Source organism: Cellulosilyticum lentocellum DSM 5427, assembly GCF_000178835.2.
Classification (GTDB): Bacteria; Bacillota; Clostridia; order Lachnospirales; family Cellulosilyticaceae; genus Cellulosilyticum; species Cellulosilyticum lentocellum.
The window spans coordinates 2,680,620-2,702,922 of record NC_015275.1; the positions used below are offsets into that span (position 1 = coordinate 2,680,620).

The 22,303-nt window shown below is 33.6% G+C and carries 25 protein-coding genes; 1 reads left to right on the forward strand and 24 read right to left on the reverse strand.

Translation table 11 applies throughout. From position 1 onward, the window contains the following. Nucleotides 1–20 precede the first annotated feature (20 nt). The 24 genes from CLOLE_RS12315 to CLOLE_RS12425 form a co-directional block, all read right to left on the reverse strand. Nucleotides 21–488 (reverse strand): flagellar basal body-associated FliL family protein, encoded by a 468-nt coding sequence (locus CLOLE_RS12315; protein WP_013657447.1) that lies wholly within the window; start codon nucleotides 486–488, stop codon nucleotides 21–23. Nucleotides 489–507: 19 nt separating this feature from the next. Then, nucleotides 508–1,254: a flagellar motor protein MotB gene (locus CLOLE_RS12320; RefSeq protein WP_013657448.1), complete on the reverse strand. Its 747-nt coding sequence runs from the start codon at nucleotides 1,252–1,254 to the stop codon at nucleotides 508–510. A 13-nt stretch (nucleotides 1,255–1,267) separates the two neighbouring features. Next, nucleotides 1,268–2,050 (reverse strand): motility protein A, encoded by a 783-nt coding sequence (locus CLOLE_RS12325; RefSeq protein ID WP_013657449.1) that lies wholly within the window; start codon nucleotides 2,048–2,050, stop codon nucleotides 1,268–1,270. A 4-nt stretch (nucleotides 2,051–2,054) separates the two neighbouring features. Beyond that, nucleotides 2,055–2,255 (reverse strand): flagellar FlbD family protein, encoded by a 201-nt coding sequence (locus tag CLOLE_RS12330; RefSeq protein ID WP_013657450.1) that lies wholly within the window; start codon nucleotides 2,253–2,255, stop codon nucleotides 2,055–2,057. Between the two features lie 16 nt (nucleotides 2,256–2,271). Next, the gene (locus CLOLE_RS12335) at nucleotides 2,272–3,570 is read right to left on the reverse strand and encodes a flagellar hook protein FlgE (protein WP_013657451.1); all 1,299 of its coding nucleotides are present in this window, start codon (nucleotides 3,568–3,570) and stop codon (nucleotides 2,272–2,274) included. A 27-nt stretch (nucleotides 3,571–3,597) separates the two neighbouring features. Beyond that, the gene (locus CLOLE_RS12340; RefSeq protein WP_013657452.1) at nucleotides 3,598–4,410 is read right to left on the reverse strand and encodes a flagellar hook assembly protein FlgD; all 813 of its coding nucleotides are present in this window, start codon (nucleotides 4,408–4,410) and stop codon (nucleotides 3,598–3,600) included. Between the two features lie 11 nt (nucleotides 4,411–4,421). Beyond that, entirely contained in the window at nucleotides 4,422–5,753 is a 1,332-nt protein-coding gene (locus tag CLOLE_RS12345; protein ID WP_013657453.1) for a flagellar hook-length control protein FliK, read from the reverse strand. 21 nt (nucleotides 5,754–5,774) lie between these two features. Further along, on the reverse strand, nucleotides 5,775–6,500 hold the full coding sequence (locus CLOLE_RS12350; protein WP_013657454.1) for a hypothetical protein: 726 nt from the start codon (nucleotides 6,498–6,500) through the stop codon (nucleotides 5,775–5,777). A 6-nt stretch (nucleotides 6,501–6,506) separates the two neighbouring features. Then, complete coding sequence (gene fliJ / locus CLOLE_RS12355) at nucleotides 6,507–6,950, reverse strand: flagellar export protein FliJ (RefSeq protein ID WP_013657455.1); 444 nt, start codon at nucleotides 6,948–6,950, stop codon at nucleotides 6,507–6,509. Between the two features lie 9 nt (nucleotides 6,951–6,959). Continuing rightward, nucleotides 6,960–8,261, reverse strand: a complete 1,302-nt coding sequence (fliI, locus tag CLOLE_RS12360) for a flagellar protein export ATPase FliI (RefSeq protein WP_013657456.1) — start codon at nucleotides 8,259–8,261, stop codon at nucleotides 6,960–6,962. Between the two features lie 8 nt (nucleotides 8,262–8,269). After that, nucleotides 8,270–9,022: a FliH/SctL family protein gene (locus CLOLE_RS12365; protein WP_041712991.1), complete on the reverse strand. Its 753-nt coding sequence runs from the start codon at nucleotides 9,020–9,022 to the stop codon at nucleotides 8,270–8,272. Next, complete coding sequence (gene fliG / locus CLOLE_RS12370) at nucleotides 9,015–10,022, reverse strand: flagellar motor switch protein FliG (protein WP_013657458.1); 1,008 nt, start codon at nucleotides 10,020–10,022, stop codon at nucleotides 9,015–9,017. Before fliG ends, CLOLE_RS12365 begins: the two co-directional genes overlap by 8 nt. A gap of 4 nt (nucleotides 10,023–10,026) precedes the next feature. After that, a complete protein-coding gene (gene fliF, locus CLOLE_RS12375) occupies nucleotides 10,027–11,616 on the reverse strand; it encodes a flagellar basal-body MS-ring/collar protein FliF (RefSeq protein ID WP_013657459.1) in 1,590 nt (529 codons plus the stop codon). Nucleotides 11,617–11,647: 31 nt separating this feature from the next. Next, the gene (locus CLOLE_RS21895; protein WP_013657460.1) at nucleotides 11,648–11,956 is read right to left on the reverse strand and encodes a flagellar hook-basal body complex protein FliE; all 309 of its coding nucleotides are present in this window, start codon (nucleotides 11,954–11,956) and stop codon (nucleotides 11,648–11,650) included. Between the two features lie 17 nt (nucleotides 11,957–11,973). Beyond that, nucleotides 11,974–12,411, reverse strand: a complete 438-nt coding sequence (gene flgC / locus CLOLE_RS12385; protein ID WP_013657461.1) for a flagellar basal body rod protein FlgC — start codon at nucleotides 12,409–12,411, stop codon at nucleotides 11,974–11,976. Nucleotides 12,412–12,426: 15 nt separating this feature from the next. Next, nucleotides 12,427–12,795, reverse strand: a complete 369-nt coding sequence (gene flgB, locus CLOLE_RS12390; RefSeq protein WP_013657462.1) for a flagellar basal body rod protein FlgB — start codon at nucleotides 12,793–12,795, stop codon at nucleotides 12,427–12,429. Between the two features lie 263 nt (nucleotides 12,796–13,058). Then, nucleotides 13,059–13,625 (reverse strand): hypothetical protein, encoded by a 567-nt coding sequence (locus CLOLE_RS12395; RefSeq protein WP_013657463.1) that lies wholly within the window; start codon nucleotides 13,623–13,625, stop codon nucleotides 13,059–13,061. Nucleotides 13,626–13,808: 183 nt separating this feature from the next. Beyond that, nucleotides 13,809–15,239 (reverse strand): adenylosuccinate lyase, encoded by a 1,431-nt coding sequence (purB, locus tag CLOLE_RS12400; RefSeq protein WP_013657464.1) that lies wholly within the window; start codon nucleotides 15,237–15,239, stop codon nucleotides 13,809–13,811. 195 nt (nucleotides 15,240–15,434) lie between these two features. Beyond that, on the reverse strand, nucleotides 15,435–17,021 hold the full coding sequence (gene rny, locus CLOLE_RS12405) for a ribonuclease Y (protein WP_013657465.1): 1,587 nt from the start codon (nucleotides 17,019–17,021) through the stop codon (nucleotides 15,435–15,437). A 168-nt stretch (nucleotides 17,022–17,189) separates the two neighbouring features. Then, a complete protein-coding gene (gene recA / locus CLOLE_RS12410; protein ID WP_013657466.1) occupies nucleotides 17,190–18,251 on the reverse strand; it encodes a recombinase RecA in 1,062 nt (353 codons plus the stop codon). A gap of 77 nt (nucleotides 18,252–18,328) precedes the next feature. After that, on the reverse strand, nucleotides 18,329–18,700 hold the full coding sequence (locus CLOLE_RS21900; protein WP_013657467.1) for a CinA family protein: 372 nt from the start codon (nucleotides 18,698–18,700) through the stop codon (nucleotides 18,329–18,331). A 41-nt stretch (nucleotides 18,701–18,741) separates the two neighbouring features. Beyond that, nucleotides 18,742–19,557, reverse strand: a complete 816-nt coding sequence (locus CLOLE_RS12415) for a competence/damage-inducible protein A (protein WP_013657468.1) — start codon at nucleotides 19,555–19,557, stop codon at nucleotides 18,742–18,744. A 109-nt stretch (nucleotides 19,558–19,666) separates the two neighbouring features. Beyond that, nucleotides 19,667–20,014 (reverse strand): YHS domain-containing protein, encoded by a 348-nt coding sequence (locus CLOLE_RS23485; RefSeq protein WP_013657469.1) that lies wholly within the window; start codon nucleotides 20,012–20,014, stop codon nucleotides 19,667–19,669. A 136-nt stretch (nucleotides 20,015–20,150) separates the two neighbouring features. After that, nucleotides 20,151–20,795 (reverse strand): YesL family protein, encoded by a 645-nt coding sequence (locus CLOLE_RS12425; RefSeq protein ID WP_013657470.1) that lies wholly within the window; start codon nucleotides 20,793–20,795, stop codon nucleotides 20,151–20,153. Nucleotides 20,796–21,077: 282 nt separating this feature from the next. Here CLOLE_RS12425 and CLOLE_RS12430 point away from each other — a divergent pair, with 282 nt between their 5' ends. Next, nucleotides 21,078–22,286, forward strand: coding sequence for an argininosuccinate synthase (locus tag CLOLE_RS12430; protein WP_013657471.1), 1,209 nt, complete (start codon nucleotides 21,078–21,080; stop codon nucleotides 22,284–22,286). The last annotated feature ends 17 nt before the right edge of the window (nucleotides 22,287–22,303 follow it).

The following is a 22,303-nucleotide window of genomic DNA, read 5'->3' on the forward strand; positions in this document are numbered from 1 at the left end:
TCACCTCCTTTAAATAATACTTATTGCACAAAGTATTCTTCATAATACACATCATAAATAATATCTGTACTCAACAATTTATTAAGTCTTGCTACAATTTCATCTGCTAGCTTCGCTTTACCATCATTTGCTTTTAACATAGTGTAGGTTTGTTCTCCAATGACTGCTATAAGCTCATTTCTCATACTAGCAGCTTGGTTAGTTACTGCATTTGTAAAAGCTTCATAAGCTTTTTTATCACTTGCATCTACTCCTAAGCTAATTTTTATTTTAGCAAAATGTTGCACTGCATCTTCTCCAATAGCAATGTTAGTCATAATCGCATCGCCCATGGAAACTTCTGTAAGATTTAATTCCTTTTCTGTAGCAGCAGTTTGCCCATTAGAGGACTCATTCATTTGCTTTAATACAAAAAATGTACTAGCAGCAATAGATATCCCTAATACTACTATAGCTATAATCACAAAAAGCTTAAATTTACTTTCCAATGTCTAATCTCCCCTCATTTTAAGATGTTGATTTACTGAGTTTGATTTCTACACGCCTATTTTGAGCTCGTTCTTCACTTGTGGCATTTGAACTTATAGGATGATATTCACCCATTCCTTCTGCTGATATCTTAGATGGATTAAAGTCCATCTCCTCCAGATAAAACCTCATGACTGCAATTGCCCTTGCACTAGAAAGTTCCCAGTTACTAGGAAATTGCGCCGTATGTATAGGTTGATTATCTGTATGACCTTCTACACGTAAATGATAACCTTGGTCAATGTATTCTCTAAGTTTTTCACCAATGAGATTTAAATTAGGAATAGCGCCTGGTTTAATATCTGCTTTTCCTGTATCAAATAACAAGATATCTGCAAAACGAATGACTATCATATCTCCACTTTTTTGCACAGTGATTTTATCATCTATTTCCTTTGCTTTTACATAAGCTTTAATATCTTGCTCTGCTTTTGTTGTTTCTTGCGCTTCTTGATAGGCTTGCTCTATAGAAAATTGTGTTTCCTTTACTGGAAATTGAGACATACCATTTTCTAACACATTATTATCTATGCGAATCGTTTGACCACCATCAAAAATGCTGACAGATGCATGGAATGAAGATGCCAATGCTTCAAATTTTTCAGCATCTACTGTTGACATTGCAAATAAAAGAACAAAGAAAGTCAGTAATAAAGTCATCATATCACCATAGGTATTCATATAAGCAGGTGCACCTTTTTTAGGTTGGTCTTCTCTCTTCTTCAAAACGCTTCACCACCTATTCGTCTTTATTTTTAACATCAAATACCTTACGTGTACCAGGTGATAAAAATGCCTTAAGTTTTTCTTCAATAACACGTGGATTCTCTCCCGCCTGAATAGACAGTAAACCCTCTACCATAACTTGCTTATGTAAAATTTCATCATTACTTCTTAAGCTCAATTTATTAGATATTGGTGTAGCTACTAAGTTGGCAATCATAGAACCATAGAAAGTCGTAACCAGTGCTACTGCCATTTTAGGCCCTAGAGTAGATGGATCATTCAAGTTGTCTAGCATAATAATAAGTCCAATAAGTGTACCAATCATACCCCAAGCAGGCCCTAATTCTGCTATTGAATCCCAAAACTTTTGATTGTCTTTATGCCTATTTTCTACAAAGGCAATTTCTGTTTCCAGGATACTTCTCAATAATTCAGCATCTGTACCATCTACAATTAGCAAAATACCTTTCTGTAAAAAGGGATCATCCATTCCTTGAGCAATTTCTTCTAAAGCTAATAAACCTTCTTTTCTAGCAGACAAAGCTAATTCATTGATTTTTGAAATAACCTCTGTTGGATCTATTTCCTGTTTGGAAAATACATGCTTCCCTGTTTTTAAGCCTTCCAAAAATTTAGGAATAGGATATGACACAAATAGAGCTGAAATAATACCACCAAAAACAATAAGCATTGATGGATAATCAATAAAAAGCATTATTCTTCCGTCACCTAAAACGATTGATATGAGAACAAATACTATTCCCGATACCAAACCTATTATTGTAGAAATATCCACTTACTTATTCCTCCCCTTCATTTACAAGGTATATTTTCCGCTTATATTGAATAATACGCCTAATAATTTCTTCTTGTGTTTCTTTTACTACATATTTATTACCTGTTGTCATTGTTATAACTGTATCAGGCGTCTGCTCTATTGTTTCAATTAAATCAGAGTTAACAGCAAACTCCTGATTGTTTAATTTTGAAAGTTTAATCATAAGCTTCTCCTATACATTAACGTTTAAGATTTGTTAGTTCTTGAAGCATTTCATCTGAAACAGATATAATTCTTGAGTTGGCTTGGAACCCTCTTTGAGTAACAATCATATCTGTAAATTCACTTGAAAGGTCTACGTTAGACATTTCAAGAACACCTGTATTAAAGGTTCCCACTGTACCTATGCCATCAAATTCACCTGAGTTTGGTGTTACTTTATAAAGATTGTCTCCTACCTTCTCAAGTCCTTCTGGATTATCAAACTTAGCCACTACAACTTGAGCAAGTATTCTCATATCCCCATTATCATAAGAAGCTGTTATAACACCATCTCCACCTATCTCATAACCTATCATCTTACCAGCAGCGTTACCATTGATGGTTTTAGGGTCAATCGTAGATGCTGAAGCATATTGAGTCATAGAAGAAAAATCAATTGTTATTTTCTCTGCAAAGGTTGATGTTTTATCAGTGTTTTCTATCTCTAGATCTATGGATGTAGCATTTCCAGTTGCTCCTGGAACAGCACCCACACTGGCTAATTTACCATTTGTATCAAAGTAAAGTTTAACTGCTGTATCAGGTGAAAGCGTCCCGTTTAACTTATTTCCATTTGCATCTTTAATATCACCCAACTTCATTTCCCATACTGAATAGCCATCTACCTTATCCGTTGATGGTGTTAAGGTAGTTGCTAGTGAATAATAATTTCCTAAACTATCATAAAAACGAAAGTTTGTTTCTTCTTTTGTAGAAGTAGAGTTAAGATTACCTGATAACTGTAACTTGTCTGTTACCTTTGGTTTAGAACTTACAAAATTAGGATCAGCTAAATTAATAGAGCCAGCCTCTCCTTTAACAATTTCATATTTATTCGTTTCTTCATTAAGTTGTGCTGTCCAACCCTTTACTTTCATTCCATTAGCAATAATTAAATTACCATCCACATCGGCTCTTAAAGCACCAGCTCTGGTAAAATATGTACCATTTGTATCTCCTACAACTATAAAACCTTCTCCATTAATCATTAAGTCAAATGGATTATCTGTACGCTGTGCAGCACCTTGAGTCATTAACATATCAATAGAAGAGACATTTACACCTAAACCCACTTGCATAGGATTACGTCCACCTCTACCGGTTTCATCACTTGCAGCACTAGCACTTGATAGTGTTTGCGAAAACACATCATTGAAAGTGACACGTTGTGATTTATAACCTATAGTATTAACATTGGCTATATTATTACCTATTACATCCATTCTTGTCTGGTGTACCCTAAGTCCAGATACCGCAGAAAACATTGATCTCATCATATTAATCTACCTCCTCATTTTGTCCTATTACTTATCTTCTACTAATGTAATATGATTAAAGTTAACAAACTGACCTTCTTTTTCTCCTCTAATATAAACAAAAGTACCTGCTTTTTCAATACGTATGTACTCAGCTGTTCCAGTAATAGTTTGAACTTTACCTTCGCTGTCAGTATAGGTTCCAGTTACTGTTTTTCCTGTAATACTTGGTTTATCCACTATGTTTTGTATTTTATTAAAGTCAATGGATACTTTTTCTTTACCTGTTCCAATAACCATATATGGATTGCCGTTTTTCATTTCAATGCCTAATACTTCACCTTCAATAATGATACTTTCTTTGGTACCATCTGTTTTGGTTTCTTCAACTAAACCTTGAACTGTTTTACCTAATAATTCAAATGCTGTCGTATTAGCTTGAATATTACTGCTATCGTAAACTTGATAAACATCTTCAAGATTTACTTCTACATCACCAATACCAAGAACTGGGGTATCACCTGATACCTTCACATAATCAACTTTGCCTACTAGGTATTCAGATGTGCCTGTTTCTGAATCTTTATAAAGATATTCAACATACTTACCTATCATGCCATTAGCTAATTGTTTTTGTGAGGCTTGTGCTACATTCATCATCTGCTCAAGTGCAGTGAATTGAGCTAATTGTGCTAACATTTCTGAGTTATCTACTGGATCAAGAGGATCTTGATACTTCATTTGTGTAACTAACAAATTAATAAAAGCATCTTTATCTAATTCAGATTGCTCCTTGACTTCTTCTGTTACTTTCAAATAATCACTATTTAAAGCTGCTGTTTTTGAAATCGTTGTTGACATTTACTCACCCCTTATACCATGTAATCAACTTCTGAATCACTTATTTTTTCAGGTCTTATTTCTTCCTCTTCTTCAAATGCTTCCATATGTTTTGTTATAATCTCCTGAATTCTTTTGCTTGATTTTTGCTTTTCTTGTTCCATCTGAGATTGATGTGTATCTTGCTTAATATCAACTCTAACATCTGTAACTGTGAGTCCTCGTTCTTCTAAAGCAGTCTTCAAGCTGTTCATTTCATTGATTAAAAATGCTTTTGCTTTTTCATTGTCAACCTTTATTTGTGCTACAATATTACTATTTTCTTCTATAAGTTTTATACTCAATTCTCCTAATTCTTTAGGTGAAAGTTGTAAATGAATTTCTTTAGTCATTCCTAATGTCTTAAAGTCTATTTGATCAATGATATCCGTTTCTATTAATTGTGGCGTTTGTGCTACTTGTTGAGATGTACCAGTTCCTTCAGGTTGCCATAATTGAGAATAGACTGTTGAAGAAAAATTCTGTATCGGTACAACTATACCTAAATCTACTTTACCAGTCTCATTTAATACGCTATTATTTAACACATTAGACTGTTCTTCCGGTGTTTGAAGCTGAGTTACTGTTTTCGTATTCATATTCTGAACGACGCTTTGAACTTGTGGTTTCTGAGTAACTTCAATATCATTTCCTTCTTCTACTTCATTAAGACTTTGAATAGTAAGTAGTGATTGTTCAGTCTCTTCTATTGGTTTTTCTATATTTGTTTTCACATCCATCTGTTTTTGTAAATCCAAAGGTGTTCCTTCAATCTTTGTTTTACTGCACATCACTTGTAGCTGATCAAATAATTGACTAATGTCCTTAACGCCGTCTTCCACCATAAGTAGATTTTCACCTTTTATTTGAGTGTAAACTTCACTGACAAATTTTCCAAACATCTCTTGTTTAAGTAGGTCAGATGGTGCATATCCCATTTGATTAAGTAATTCTTTTAACTGATCGGTAGTAACATTTAATACTTGACTTAATAACGAAAGAATCTTTTCATCAATTTCACCTTTATCTTTGCTGTTTTCTAGTTCATCTTCTGGTTTTGATTCTACCTTTTCCTTATTAACCGGTTCTGATTTTGTAACCCCATCTTTTGTTTTTTGTACAACTTCATTCCCTTTATCATCTTTTATTTTAGTAGTTTCATTTTTATCTTGATTTCCTGATTGTGAGGTTTTCGCTTTATCTAATTCCTTACTAAAAGAACGCTCCTTTGATGGTTCTATCGCCTTACTAGAAGATGTGTAATTTGTATCCACATTAGCAACTTGCGCATTCATAAATATAGTACCTAAACCAATTTGCCCCATATTTTTCCTCCCTTCCTAGTTCTACTGATTATTTATTTCTGGTGAAATAAGCTTTATTACTGTTGCTGCACCTTCTGAAGTCATGCTACTCAAAATAAGAGATTTTCTCTCATCCTTCATCTCCTTCATGATTGTCTGAACCAATTCGGAATCTGTCGTTAGAAGTACTTCTAATGCCTTTGCAGCTTGATCTTCATCCATTTCTCCTACTGCTTTAGCTAATGCTTGCTGTTCTTTTGTATTAATAGCTTCACCTTTTAATGTCTTATATAACTCTGCTGCTGTTTCTGGATATATTTTTTCAAATTGTTCAATGAACAATTCTGGATTATTTTCTACTATTGATTGATCCCATGCTTCTTTTTGCTTAAGAAAATCCTCATACTTATTTTCATATTCTTTTAATGTCACATTGCGGGTCTGCAAATCCTTATTGGTTTCTTCAAGTGCATTTATTTTTTCTTCTAAAGTAAGTATGTCTTGTTTCTGCTTTTCATACTGAATAAGAAGCTCCTCCTTTGATAAGGCTGACTCACTGTCTGTTGCACTCGGAACAAGCTTACTAACTACTGGAATAGTCCTTAGAAAATTTATCAATGGTTTTCTAAAAATAAAACCAGCTGCCACTAGAATAATGAAGATAAGGCCTATAAATAACCATTTTTTCTTTTTACGTTTTTTAGGTTTAAAAGGAGGGATATCATTATTTACTTCTTGTATTTTCTTCTCTTTCGTTTCTTGCCCCATCTATCCTCACTCCTTTTGATTCGCTCTGTATTTATATGTAACTATTTCATCTACTACATTATTTTCATTTCGCTTTTCTTCTTCTTTATAATCTTCTAACTGAAGCTCTTTCAAATTCTCTAGTATTTTTCGTTCTTTGACGGCTTCTACTAGTTCTTCTCGCCTTTGCTCTACTTTTTTTGCCGCTAAGTCAATTTCCTCATTTTTAGAATGAATAGCTTCCTCCATATAATTGGAATAATAATTAAGCTGCCTTAATTGTATGATATTTACTTTTTCATGAGATTGAATTTTTGCTTCTTTATATGCCATTTCTCTTTGCTTCACCAATACTTCTTTTTCAGCCTTTGCTTTTTCATGACATTGATGTGCTAGCCCTAATTCTCTCTTTTTGCTTTCTTCTAGCTTTTCTTTTAAAGCTAAAATAGGTTCCAATTTATACTTAAACATATTCACACCCTAACTAATTATTTCCTGCATATGATGTAAAGTATTTTCAAACTCAACCTTTTCACCCACTGATTGACATAGAAACTCATTGATGAATTTCATCTTGTCAATAGCTGCATCAATTTCCTCACTGCTTCCCTTATTATAGGCCCCTACATTAATTAAGTCTTCTGCTTCCTTATATACAGCCATATGTTTTTTTATCTCTCTAGCATAAGTTTTATGTTGGTCTGAAACAATATTGCTCATAACCCTGGATATACTAGCTAGTACATCTATTGCTGGATAATGTCCCTTATTAGCTAATTTTCTAGATAATACGATATGTCCATCTAGTATGCCTCTCGCTGTATCTGTAATAGGTTCGTTAAAATCATCTCCATCAACTAGAACGGTATACATACCTGTAATACTTCCTTTATCTGAATTACCTGCCCTTTCCAGAAGCTTTGGCATTTGTGCAAAAACTGATGGCGTATAACCTCTAGAAACAGGTGGTTCTCCAATAGCAAGGCCTATTTCCCTCTGTGCCATTGAAAACCTTGTGAGAGAATCCATCATAAGAAGCACATCTTTTCCTTGAGCTCTAAAATGTTCTGCTAAAGCTGTTGCTGTCATAGCGGCTTTAAGGCGCATGAGTGCAGGTTGATCAGAAGTAGCTACAACTACTATAGATCGCTTAAGACCTTCTGCTTGCAAGTCATTTTCGATAAACTCTCTTACCTCTCTACCTCGTTCTCCTATTAGGGCTATAATATTTATATCGGACAAAGCATTCCTTGCAATCATACCCATTAACGTACTTTTTCCTACCCCACTACCTGCAAATATTCCTATCCTTTGTCCCTTTCCTACAGTTAACATGCCATCAATAGCACGTACACCTAACTGTAGTGGAATAGTGATACGATTTCTTGTAAGTGGATTAGGTGCTGTATTATCAATAGGTACTTGATACCTGCAGTGCAGTTCATCACCATTAATAGGTTTTGCTCGCCAATCTACTACTTTTCCTAATAAACTTTCATCTACTTTTACACTCAGTTTATCACCATAAGCTAATACTTCACACCCAGGACCAATACCCTCTAGATTACCTAATGGCATTAATAATAAGTACTCGTCCTTAAATCCCACTACTTCAGCAGTGACTAGTTCTTTTTTTCCTCTGGGTTGAATATAACAAATATCTCCTATGTTAGCTATTGGACCCAAGGTCTCAATACTCATTCCAACCACTCTCGTTACCCTACCTTTATAGGTCCACAGCTGGCTTTTTGTAGCCTGTTCATACCTTTTAAAATCAATCATATTATCCCCTACTTTGCATTCATTAAGATTCTTGTATCATTAATAACACGCTCAAGTCCTTGCGAGATATCATACACAATACTTCCTTGATTGAATTCAATCATACAAGTGGTTTCATTAAGATTGTCTCTTGTTTCTATTTCTAAATCTTTTCTAATTCCTTTAATTGCATCGATTTCCTTTTCTGACAACCTTGCATATAAAATAGGTGAAATAATTACCTTGACTTTTCCTAAAATCTCTTCTTTACTTAGCATCTTTCTAACTAAATACTTTACCCAGTCAACTTGATAATTCATTTCTTCGCTAATAATATGATTAAGGAGTGTAATAAGGGTTTCTACTAGCTCCCCTTCTGTACTCATAATCAGCTCTTCTTTTTCTTTATGAGCATTTGCTAGAATATGTTCTGCTTGCTTTCGAGCTTCTTCTAATACTTCTTCTCTTTCTTTTGTCATTTCAAATAACATATGTGTCTTTAATTGCTTTGCTTCTTCCTCTATTGCTTGTGATTTTTGTATTGCTTCTGAAAGCATCTGCCTCACTTGATTGTCTGCTTCTTCTAGTTTAGCATCAATAAGTTCCTGTATTTCCTTTAGTTGCTTCTCTTGAATACTTTCTAATTGTTCTTTTTCATCAAAACTTGATTGATCTATAGTTTCATTTATGTAATCTTCTTCTGCAAGCACATCTATCTGCCTAGTAGAAAAATCTATAATACTTTGTGTTCTTATTCTTTCACCCTTTATAATACTAGACAACGACCTCATCTCCTGCTCCACGTGAAATTACAATCTCACCCGCATCTTCTAATTTACGAATAACATTAACGATTTTTTGTTGAGCATCTTCAACTTCTTTAACACGCTTTGGTCCCATATATTCAAGATCTTCTTCAATCATCGCTGCAAGACGTTTAGAGACATTAGACATAATAACTTCTTTAACACTATCTCCTGCACCTTTAAGCGCAATAGCTAACTGATGATTATCCACTTCTCTAAGTACACGTTGGATCGATTTTGGATCAAGCGTCGTAATATCTTCAAATACAAACATACGTTTCTTGATAATTTCTGCTAATTCTGGATCTTCAATTTCAAGATTTTCCATAATATTCTTTTCAGTTGTACGATCCACTTGATTGATAATATCTACAATTGAATCAACACCACCAATACTTGTATAATCCTCAGATACTAATGTAGATAAGCGTTTTTCAAACTCTCTTTCAATCTGATTAATAACATCTGGTGAAGCTCTATCCATCAGTGCAATTCTACGTGCAGTATCAGCTTGCATCTCTGGTGGTAACGCCCTGATGATTTCTGCTGATTGACTTGGTTTTAAGTAGGATAAAATAAGTGCTATAGTCTGTGGATGCTCATTTTGGATAAAATTAACCAACTGTGATGCTTCCGTCTTTCTAGCAAATTCAAATGGTCGTACTTGCAATGATACAGTAAGTTTATTAATAACCTCTACTGCTTTATCTGAACCCAAAGCTTTTTCTAAAAGTTGTCTTGCATAGCCAATACCACCTTCAGCAATATATTCTTGAGCTAAGCACATTTCATAGAACTCTTGAAGCACTTCTTCCTTCACTTTAGGTGATACAGCTTTAATACTAGCTATTTCTAAAGTAAGTTGTTCTATTTCTTCTTCTTTTAAATATTTGAAGATACTAGCAGACTTTTCTGGTCCTAAAGCAATTAATAACATCGCAGCTTTTTGTTTACTTGAAAATTGTTCCTTCACCATGTCATCACTCCCAATCTTCTTCTGTCAGCCAATTACGAAGTAAGTTTGCTACAGCCTCTGGTTTTTCATCTACGAATTTATCAATTTGACGTTTTGTCTCTAATGTTTCTTTTAATTCAATTTCCTCAAGTTCTACTTGTTCCTTAGCTGCCTTCAGCATTTCTTCCACTTCAAGTTCTGGTTCTACTTCAACTATTTCTTCATGTTTTCTAAATCGAAGTACTACAAACGCAATTAGAAGCAATGCCAGCACAAGGAATACTAAAGGTAAATAGTCTTTGTAATCAATTTGATAAACTTCTTGATCTAAGAAAATAGGATTTTCATAGGCATTGACAACAACATTATCTATACCTGTAGCGCTCTTAACTGAATTAACAATAGATTCATCTACAGCAAGTGTACGTTGCTCACGGTTACTTACTTTAAATTCATTCCAAGTCATTCCTGTTAATGTTGGCTTAACTTCCTCTTCTCTATAGATTTTATTTTTAAACAAATTAACAGACAAAGAGGATTTTTCCAAATCAACATTCCCAGGATTTTTTACATATACAGACTCTGTCTTATCAGGTGCATAAGTAATATCTTTTTGCGTCTCCTTGCTTTCACCACTTGTACCATTATTCGTTTGGTAAGTTGGAATATCTCCTCCATTTGTCGTGGTACCTGGTTCTGCTCCTGTTTGATTGTTCTTAGTGGAACTAGAAGCTTGCGTTTCTTGTTGTATAACCCCTCTACTTTCATCTTCTCCTTGGGTTTGATACTTTTGACTAGATTCTTGATATTGATCAAAATCTAGAATCAAATTAGGACTTACGCGTACATCATCATACATATTTCCTAGTAGATTAGATACCTTCTGAGTAACATCTTGTTCTGCTAATAACTTTATTTCCTGTTGCTTATTAAGGCCTAATTGACTTTCTTCACTACCAGAATATAATGTATTACCTTGTGAATCTATAACTACAATATTCTTTTTATCTAAATTGGCTACACTAGAGGAAATATATGTTGCAATACCTTCACATTGTTTAGTTGTAAGCGTCTTACTTAATGTCAGAAATATACTCGCTCTACTTTCTACTTGTGACTGAAGGTATGCATTTTTCTGTTCTGGAATAACCAGTTCAACGCGAGCACTTTCAATTCCCTCCATTGAACGTAACGTTCTCTCCAATTGTTGCTTTTTATATTCATTGTTTTTAGCTGTCATCTCAGTCTGTGTTGTGGACATTGTATTATTAATCACCTGATCAAAAGTCATTCCACTTTCTGGCACATCTGACATAGCAGTATACATTAACGCCTGCTCATATTGATTTTCCTGTACTTGTATATTGGTACTATCATTAATTAATTTATACTTAATACCATTTTCATTTAAAACAGTAGCCACTTGCCCAATAGACTTAGAATCCAAATTCTCTGAAAAGAGGTTTTTCATCTTTGGCCTAGTCAACAATACAACTGCTGTGATTGCAATAATAAGTGCCAAAACACCTATTCCAATTTGTATTTTTTGCTTTTTAGTTAAATTATTTAATTTCTCAGTAATTTGATTCGATATCTGTTCAATCGTCTGTTGCAAATTATTCACCTCACTTTATTTCAATCTGAGATTAAACAGATAGGTTCATAATTTCTTTGTAAGCACTTAATAAACCATTTCTCACCTGTAACGTATATTGTAATAATATCCCGGATTTTTCTTGAGCAATTAATAAACTAGCAATATCATCATTAGCACCTGTAATAAAATCATTAGTTAAATTTTTAGTTTCTGCTTCTGCTGTCTTATTAGCTTGTATTAATTCTTTTGCTGCATCTAATGCATATGTAAAACTTTCATTCCCTGTAAGTTTTTTCTCATCTTGAATTTTATTCATTAATTGCTGATTAAGCTGTATGCCTTGAATTGCTGCTATCATATTCTTTCCTCCCAGAATTATTTGCCAATCTCTAACGCTTTGGCAAACATCGATTTCATCGTATTGAATGAAGTCACATTGGCTTCATATGATCTACTTGCAGAAATCATATTAACCATCTCATCAACTGTATTGACATTAGGCATCTCAACATATCCCTGTGCATTTGCATCAGGATGAGTAGGATTATACACCAGTGCCCCTTGACTCTCATCTTCAACAATCCTTGCCACCCTAACGCCATTTACACCGCTTTGCTTCTTTTTATTTAATATACTAGAAAAACTATTTTCATTTTGCATTTGTTCAAAAATCACTGTTTTTCTTTTATATGGACCACCCTCTGCAGTACGTGTTGTATTTACATTAGCCATATTTTGAGAAATAATGTCTAATCTTAATCGTTGCGCTGTAAGTCCACTAGCTGCTATATCCATAGAATCAAAAAAACCCATCCCTTTTCCTCCTTGTTATTTTAGATTTTGTAGCACTGTAGAGAAACGTCCCAGCTGACTATTTACCCTTGTTACTAAAGCATTATACCTAGCACTCACTTTAGCTTCTTCTGCCATTTCTACGTCAATATCCACATTATTACCATCTAACCTGTAAGAAGAATTCGCATAATCTGTATATATTTCCGGCTCAATATCTTTTAAGTTTAATCCGGCTGTTCCCCCTTTTTTGATTTCCTTTTCTAAGATAGTTTCAAATCTGACATCTTTCCTTTTATATCCAGGCGTGTCCACATTACTAATATTCTCACTTATGATACCTTTTCTAAGCATTGTTGCACTTATTGCTGTATTCATTAAATCTATATCAGAAAAAATGTTCATCATCTTCCCCCTTTTTAGTCTAAAATAAATAGTTAACCTAAAAACAAAATTGCACAAATGTATTAATATAATACCAATTATATAATTATATTCGTTATAAAGCAATAAATATTAACAAGCTTCTCCCTTAGAAACACTTAATTGTCATATATTACTCTATATTTTATGCATTTCTTTTAGTCCAAGTATTTTTTTAGCTCTTTTTAGTTCATTCGGGTCTATTCTTGTATCATTTTAACTATAAAAAAATAGACCACTAAGGTCTATTTTATAAGAATTTTCACATTATTCATTATCCCTAAGTCTAATGATGCCATTATTGCCGATACAAGCAAAATCGGAATGAGTAACTTAGCATACTGCTTTTTCACTTGTCCTCTTGCACCACCTATTAAATCCATACTTCTTTTTAAAATTTCTATGCCTACACTCACTGCCAATATTGCCTGTACGCCATAAGAGAACATCCCAATCATTATGCCTCTACCTCCAAAAAGCAATATTAATGCAGTTGTTGTAAACCCATATGAAAAGATCATACTAAACAAAAGAATCCAACTCAAAGGGGCAGTAAGTCCAAACCAACCAAATAGCCATATCAAAAACACCTTCTTAAGGTATTTTATTACTATATAACCAAAGCTCATCAGATTCATACTCATGTAATCTTGTGTAAGCCATGTATATAAAACTTCAAATGTTTGCGTATTTTTCCCTTCAATCCAAAAGGTATACCAAACACTAGCAAAAACCGCTAATACTAATATCAAAACGCCCCCCATCTCTTTCAGTACTGATAATCGTCCTTTTAACAAATAATCCCCATTCACTTTCCACCTCTCCCATCGCCATCATATAAAATAATCTATGATACAAGCTTTCTATTTATACCTAAAATCCTAAACGTATATCTAAGGGCTATATATACCTATCGCATCTTATCTATAAATTTTTCATAAAAATATAAAGAGATGAGCTTAATAAACTCACCTCTTTACATTTATACACGACATTTATACACGTACATGACCTTCTGCACCTAATAAAGCTTTATTTTCTTCTAAAATAGGCTTAATCACTTCATTAATAAAATCTACAACTTGCATTGCTGCACAGCCAATGAAGTTTTCTGGTTTCAATATAGCTTTTAACTCTGACTCTGACATCTTGAAAGTATTATCCTTTAAAATGCGTTCAATTAAATCATTACTTTTTCCATTCTGCTTAACCTCTGCTGCTGCCTCCATAGATAAAACGCGAATACGTTCATGAAGTTCTTGACGATCTCCTCCACGTTTTACACCCTCCATCAAAATAACCTCAGTTGCCATAAATGGTAATTCATCATTAATATGTTTCTCGATTACTTTTGGATAAACCACTAATCCATCTGCTACATTCATGTAGATCTCTAATATCGCATCTACTGCTAAAAACGCTTCAGAAACAGCAATTCTCTTATTTGCACTATCATCAAGTGTTCTTTCAAACCACTGCGTTGAAGCTGTAATAGCTGGATTTAATGTGTCACATATAACATAACGCGCTAACGAAGAAATACGTTCTGTACGCATCGGATTACGTTTATACGCCATAGCTGATGATCCTATTTGATTCTTTTCAAAGGGTTCTTCTATTTCTTTAAGGTGTTGAAGTATTCTAATATCATTACTAAATTTATAAGCAGATTGAGCCACTTGGCTTAATACATTTAACACAAGTGAATCAAACTTTCTAGTATAAGTTTGTCCTGTTACTGGATAAACAGAAGTATAACCTAGCTTTTCAGCAACTGTTTGATCTAATAATTTAACCTTTTCATAGTCTCCATCAAACAAATTTAAGAAAGTAGCTTGAGTACCTGTAGTACCCTTAGCACCCCTAAGTCTTTTTTGTTCGAGTAAATGATTAATTTCTTCTAAATCTAGCCATAAATCTTGTAGCCATAAAGTTGCTCTTTTTCCCACTGTCGTAAGCTGAGCAGGTTGTAAATGTGTAAATCCTAAAGTAGGCAAATCTTTGTAATCTATCGCAAATTTTGCTAATTTGTCCATGACATTAACAACTTTTTTCTTAATCACTTCAAGTGCTTCATACATAATGATTAAATCAGTATTATCCCCAACATAACAGCTAGTAGCACCCAAGTGTATAATTGGCATCGCCAAAGTAGCTTGTTCTCCATAGGCGTGTACATGAGCCATGACATCATGACGCACTTTCTTTTCCCATTCTTCTGCTACTTCATAATTAATATCTTCACTAAATTTCTTAAGTTCTTCAACCTGCTCCTTTGTCACATTTAACCCAAGCTCGTGTTCAGTTTCAGCTAAAGTAACCCATAACTTTCTCCAAGTTTTAAATTTCTTTTCCTCAGAAAATAAGTAAAGCATTTCCTTACTTGCATATCTACCCTCTAATGGACTTTTATATGAATTTCTCATGTGTATTTCCTTTCATGATTAATTTATTATCTTTATTATACGTATTATTACCTCAAATAGCAATGTATTATTCGAACGTTTAGTGATATATATAAGTTTTCGTTCGATTTAATACATAAATTTATCACTATTTTAACACATAAATTTATCACTATTTTAACACATAAAAATAGCGACGCCAAGCATCGCTATTTACTATTTAGCATATTCAGTTGCACGAGTTTCACGAATGATACTTACTTTAATTTGACCTGGATATTCCAAATCATTTTCAATACGTTTAGTAACGTCTCTCGCAAGAAGTATTAGACCATTATCATCTACTTCCTCTGGCGTTACCATAATTCTTACTTCTCTACCTGCTTGAATAGCATAAGATTTTTCAACACCTTTAAAGGAAGTTGCAATTTCCTCAAGTTTCTGTAAACGTTTAATATAAGTTTCTAAGGTTTCACGTCGTGCCCCTGGTCTTGCCGCTGAAATCGTGTCTGCAGCTTGTACAATAACAGCAATTGCTGTTTCTGGATCTACATCTCCATGATGCGCTTCTACAGCATTAATAACAGTTGCATTTTCTCCATACTTACGGCATAAATTAACACCTATACTTACATGAGAACCCTCTACTTCATAATCTACAGATTTACCAATGTCATGAAGTAATCCTGCTCTTTTAGCTAAACGTACATCTAATCCAAGCTCACTAGCCATTAATCCCGCCAAATTCGAAACCTCTATTGAATGACGTAATACATTTTGACCGTAGCTTGTTCTAAATTTCATTTTACCTAATAAACGAATAAGCTCTGGATGTAAGCCATGTACACCCGTTTCAAAAGTAGCAGCTTCTCCTTCTTCTCGAATAAGTACTTCTACTTCTTTTTTAGCTTTTTCAACCATCTCTTCAATACGAGCTGGATGAATTCGTCCATCCACAATTAACTTTTCTAAGGCAATACGCGCTACTTCACGGCGTATTGGGTCAAAGCCCGATAAGATAACTGCCTCAGGTGTATCATCTATAATGAGATCTATCCCAGTAAGTGTCTCTAATGTTCTAATATTTCTTCCCTCACGTCCAATGATACGCCCCTTCATTTCATCATTTGGTAATGGTACAACAGATACCGTTGTATCTACTACATGATCTACAGCGCACTTTTGGATAGCATTAGTGATAATTTCTTTTGCCTTTTTATCTGCTTCCAATTTAGTTTTTGCTTCTATCTCTTTAATCATTATAGCAGATTCATGTCTTACATCTTCTTCAATGGTTCTTAAAAGATATTGTTTTGCTTCTGTTAAGGTCAAACCTGAAATACGTTCAAGTTCTTCTAACTGTTTTTGGTGTAAAGCTTCCGCTTCTTCCCTCGTCTTATCAGCTTTATCAATTTTTCTTTGTAATTGTTCTTCTTTTTGTTCAAGTGTTACTGTTTTTCTATCGATATTCTCTTCTTTATGGAGTAATCTTTTCTCCATTTGTTGCAATTCATTTCTTCTTTCGCGTACTTCTTTATCTAATTCATTTTTGACACGAATGTTTTCTTCTTTTGCTTCTAATAATACTTCTCTTTTCTTAGCTTCCCCTGCTTTGATAGCGTCATCTATAATTTTTCTTGATTTTTCTTCTGCTGTTCCAATTTGTGCTTCCGCTATGTGTTTTCTATAAGAAGCGCCACTAAAAAAGGCTATTATTCCAACAATAATGATGACTACAATAATTCCTATTATTAAGCCTATTTGTTCTATATCTACCACCTCCCAAGTATTATCAATGTGCAAATAACATCATAATTGTATAACTTTTTAAAAATGCTGTCAAGCATTACCTATTGAAAATACGGTGTTTTTATCACTTTTCATATATATTTATACATAAAATTTAAATTCTTTAATTTAAGTCAAAAAATCAAAAAGGTAGCTATAAGCTACCTTTCGATTTTTACTATTTTATTCCTCTTCATCCACCATTAAATTTTTATCATTCATTTCGTCTTTTGTTTCATGAGCAGTTTCATCTAGCGCACTAATCCCATAATGACTTCTTACTTTATTTTCTATCTCAAGTAAAAGTTCAGGATGCTCTTTGATATAAATTTTAGCATTCTCTCTTCCTTGGCCTAAACGTAAATCGCCGTAAGAGTACCATGCACCGCTTTTGTTAACAATATCGATATTAGTTGCTAAATCAAGTACATCTCCTTCTTTTGAAATCCCCTCACCGTACATAATATCAAATTCAGCTTGTTGGAAAGGTGGTGCTACTTTATTTTTTACAACTTTAACACGAGTACGACTTCCAATAAACTCATTACTTTGTTTTAAAGTTTCAATCTTACGAACATCTAGACGAATAGATGCGTAAAATTTAAGCGCACGGCCACCAGTAGTTGTTTCATTACTACCAAACATAACACCAACTTTTTCACGAAGTTGGTTGATGAAAATGACAGTACATTTTGATTTATTAATAACACCTGTTAATTTTCTTAGTGCTTGAGACATTAATCTTGCTTGTAAGCCCATATGAGAATCACCCATATCACCTTCTATTTCAGCTCTTGGAACCAGCGCAGCAACAGAGTCTACTACAATAATATCAATAGCTCCAGAACGCACCATAGTTTCTGCAATTTCAAGAGCTTGTTCACCATTATCCGGTTGTGAAATATAAAGTTCATCAATATTAACGCCTAACTTAGCTGCATAAGATGGGTCTAAAGCATGTTCCGCATCAATAAACGCCGCAATTCCACCTTGTTTCTGGACTTCGGCAATCATATGCAAAGTAACAGTTGTTTTACCTGAAGATTCTGGGCCATAAACCTCCACAATTCTTCCTTTTGGCAGGCCACCTACTCCAAGTGCAATATCTAAGCTCAGAGAACCTGTTGGGAAAGTATGCACATTTGTATCTGTCGCTTCCCCCAATTTCATAATAGAACCTTTACCAAATTGTTTTTGTATTTGCGAAATGGCTGCATCTAATGCCTTTTTTGATTCATCATTCATTCTTATCACCTCATTATATATCGAACATTTGTTCTGTAATCATTATACCTAAACTTTGTCTTGATAGCAAGGAAAATTTACTTAAAAAGTTTATAAAGTTGAAATAAGATATTTTTAACTGTTTTTTCTCTTATCGTTCTCCTTGATCCTTTTAAATGCAATTCATATACATCTGTTTTTGCTTCTGTAGCAATACCTATATACACTAATCCTACTGGCTTTTCTGGGGTTCCACCGTCAGGACCTGCAATACCAGTGGTAGATAAACCTATATCAGCTCCACTACACTTTCTAACACCTTCTGCCATTTCCCTAGCTGTTTGGTAACTAACGGCGCCAACAGATTGAAGCGTCGCCTCCTTTACATCTACATACTTCATTTTAGCTGTATTACTATAAGTAACAATACCTTCATTAAAGCAAGCCGATACACCACCACAATTAATCAATGTTCCTGCTAACAGTCCTCCTGTACAAGACTCTACTGTAGCTATGGTTTTTTATTTTTTAACAAGAATCTTACGATAATTTCTTCAAGTCTGTCTTTATTATATCCGATTATAAAACTCCCTAAACGTTCCTCCACTTCTTTTTTCTTTTGTTGAAGCTGTTCTTTTGCCTTCTCTAAACTTCCACTTTGTACATTGATACGTACGATGATCTCATATTCTCCTACATAAGTAGCTATACTTCCCCACTCAAATTCACCAAGCATACCTTGCAACTGGGTAGCTACTTCACTTTCTCCTAGACCAAATAATTTAATATCTAATGTTTCATTATAAAATGCTCTCTTTTGCTTTAAATAAGGTATGACTTCATTTTCTAGCATAGGTTGCATCTCATATGGTGGACCTGGAAGTAATATAATAATAGCTTCATTATATTCAATAATACATCCGGGTGCAGTTCCATAATTATTTTTTAAAATATAAGCTTCTTCTGGAAAAGCTGCTTGCTTTTCATTAATACTAGGCATTATTTGATTCATTTCTTTGAAGTAAGCCTTTATTTCTTCTAATACATTCACTCTTATGCAAAGGGGTAGGCCTAATGCTTCGCAAACTGCCTCTTTTGTTAAATCATCTTTTGTTGGCCCCAATCCACCAGTCACAATAATATACTTACTCCGCACTATTGCCGTATTAATAGCCGCTTTAATAGCCGCTGCCTGGTCTCTTACTACTGTATGATAATCTGGCATTATCCCTATGGTTTGAAGTTGTTTAGCAATATAACTAGCATTTGTATTTATTGTATATCCTTTAACAACCTCATCACCTACAGCAATTATCTCTGCATTCATAGCAATCCCTACCTTATCATTTTTTATTTATTATACCACGTTCTTTGGTCCGTTTAAATGAAGATTACCTACAATGCTTACTCTCTATTAAATAGCAAAAGAAGGTACACTATATACCTTCTTTTTGTTTTAAAAATTGTTCTCTACATTCCCATGAACAGAAAAAATATTCTTTTCCTTGTTTCACAATGCGATAAGCCTGTGACTTTTCTATTTCTTTATGACAAATTGGATCTATAACCAACTCTTCTTTAAGGAGCTGCGTAGCTTGATCTTTTTGCATTTGATTTTTTTCAATAATTTTAATTTCACCATTTACAATAGTAATCCCCTCAACATTTGGATTATCCTTGTATTTTTTAACTACCTTTCTTACTTTTAATATATAGCGTGTTAAATTAAATAAGCTTACAAGACCTATTACTAAAATCATATTTAATATAAAATCAATAACCATTTCTTCACCTCTTCTTCTATAAATATAGTATAGCTTACTTATATGAAAATAATTTAAACATCTTTCTATAAAAATAGACTATATTTGCCTCACTATCTGAAAGCAAATATAGTCTATTTTTATATCACCTTATATTTTATGCCTCAGTCGATGGCGTCTCTTCATCCGATGTAATATAATGTGAAAACAAATTTTGCATCAAGAAGGATTGTCCTAATATAATAAGTCCTGGTGCCACTACAATTAAAAATGGGAATCTTAAAATAAGAACAACTGCTAAACCATATAAAGCTGTATTAAGTAAAGTAGTTAGTAAATGTTTATGTGTCATAACAAATGAGGTTTTGCAAAGCACTCTGGTTTTCATATCAAATCTCGAAAGTACCGCCCATAAATAAGTACTGTAATTTAAAAACTCAAAAACAATAAGGATTGCTAAAGGAATCACAAACTTTAGCATACTGGAATGTTCTGGATTAAGTATACCATCAATAACTAAAATACCATAAAGTATACAACTTGTAGCTGCCACTACATACACTATCGTTAAAGGAATACTTTGTTTAAAGTTTTGCTTAAAGCTCTTAAAAAAATCTGCAACTACATAAGTTTGCTCTTTTCTTACCTTTTTACCTAATACATAAAAAACAGCTGTTGTTGAAGCTCCTATTGTAATAATGCCACATGAACAAATCCACCACAACAGCGATAAAATAATCACATCTGCTACTTCATTCATCCAAGCCCATATAGGGGCATCTAAATCAAAAAAACCTGACATGCTATTATGTCCTCCTTGAATAAATATTTAGTTATTCTTATTATACTATAGATCATCCTTTTTTTCTATACTCTCTATATTAGTCTACTAATGTGTTATTCTTATAAATTATTTTATTATTCTCATCTAATTTACACCATTTCTCTGTTTGTTTTCCTAAAACTATTATATAATATAAAACAATAATATATTTTTTTATAAAAACTCTTGAAATAAGTTTTTATAAATGTATAATTATACATATATTCTAATATATATAGAATCATTAAAGGGGGATTAACCATGAAAGAAAAAGTTGTTTTAGCCTATTCAGGTGGTTTAGATACTTCAGTTATCATTCCATGGCTTAAAGAAAATTACGATTATGATGTTATTGCTGTATGTATAAATGTAGGTCAAGATGCTGAATTAGAAGGCCTTGAAGAAAGAGCTCTTTCAATGGGCGTAAGTAAGGTTTATGTTGAGAACGTAAAAGATGAGTTTATGAGAGAATATGTATTTCCTATGATTCAATCTGGTGCTATTTATGAATCTAAATATTACCTTGGTACTTCTATTGCTCGTGCTGTTATTGCTAAAACGCTCGTTAATGTTGCCCTTAAAGAAGGGGCTGTAGCTATTTGCCATGGTTGCACAGGTAAAGGTAATGACCAAATTCGTTTCGAATTAGGTATTGCTGCACTTGCACCTCATTTAAAAGTAATCGCGCCTTGGCGTATTTGGGATATTTCTTCTCGTGAAGAAGAAATTGAATACCTTGAAAAACGTGGCTTGCCTGTTCCGATGAAAAAGGAAGATAGCTATAGCCGTGACCGTAACATGTGGCATATTTCTCACGAAGGTCTTGAATTAGAGGATCCATGGAATGCACCAAACTATGAAACACTTCTTAAATTAGGCGTATCTCCTGAACAAGCACCTGATAAAGCAACTACTATTACCTTAACCTTTAACCAAGGTATTCCAACTCATTTAAACGGAGAAGCTATGGAACCATCTGCACTTCTTGAAAAATTAAATGAATTAGGTGGTGCTAATGGTATTGGTATCGAAGACATTGTAGAAAACCGTGTTGTAGGTATGAAATCTCGTGGTGTTTATGAAACTCCTGGTGGTACTATTCTTTATAAAGCTCATGAGGAATTAGAACATCTTACATTAGATCGTGAAACCTATCGTTATAAACAAGAAATCGCTCTTGAATTTGCTGATTTAATTTATAATGGTAAATGGTTTACACCTCTTCGTGAAGCACTTCAGGCTTTTGTTACGAGTACACAGCAGGTTGTAACAGGAGAAGTTAAGTTAAAACTCTATAAAGGTAATGTTATTCCACAAGGCTCTTCTTCTCCATTTTCTCTTTATAGCGAGGCACTCGCTAGCTTCACTACTGGTGACCTTTATAATCATAAAGATGCTGATGGATTTATCAGACTTTATGGCTTACCACTTCGTGTACGTGCCCTTAAAGCTGCTGAAAATCACAAATAATTAATCTATATCTAACA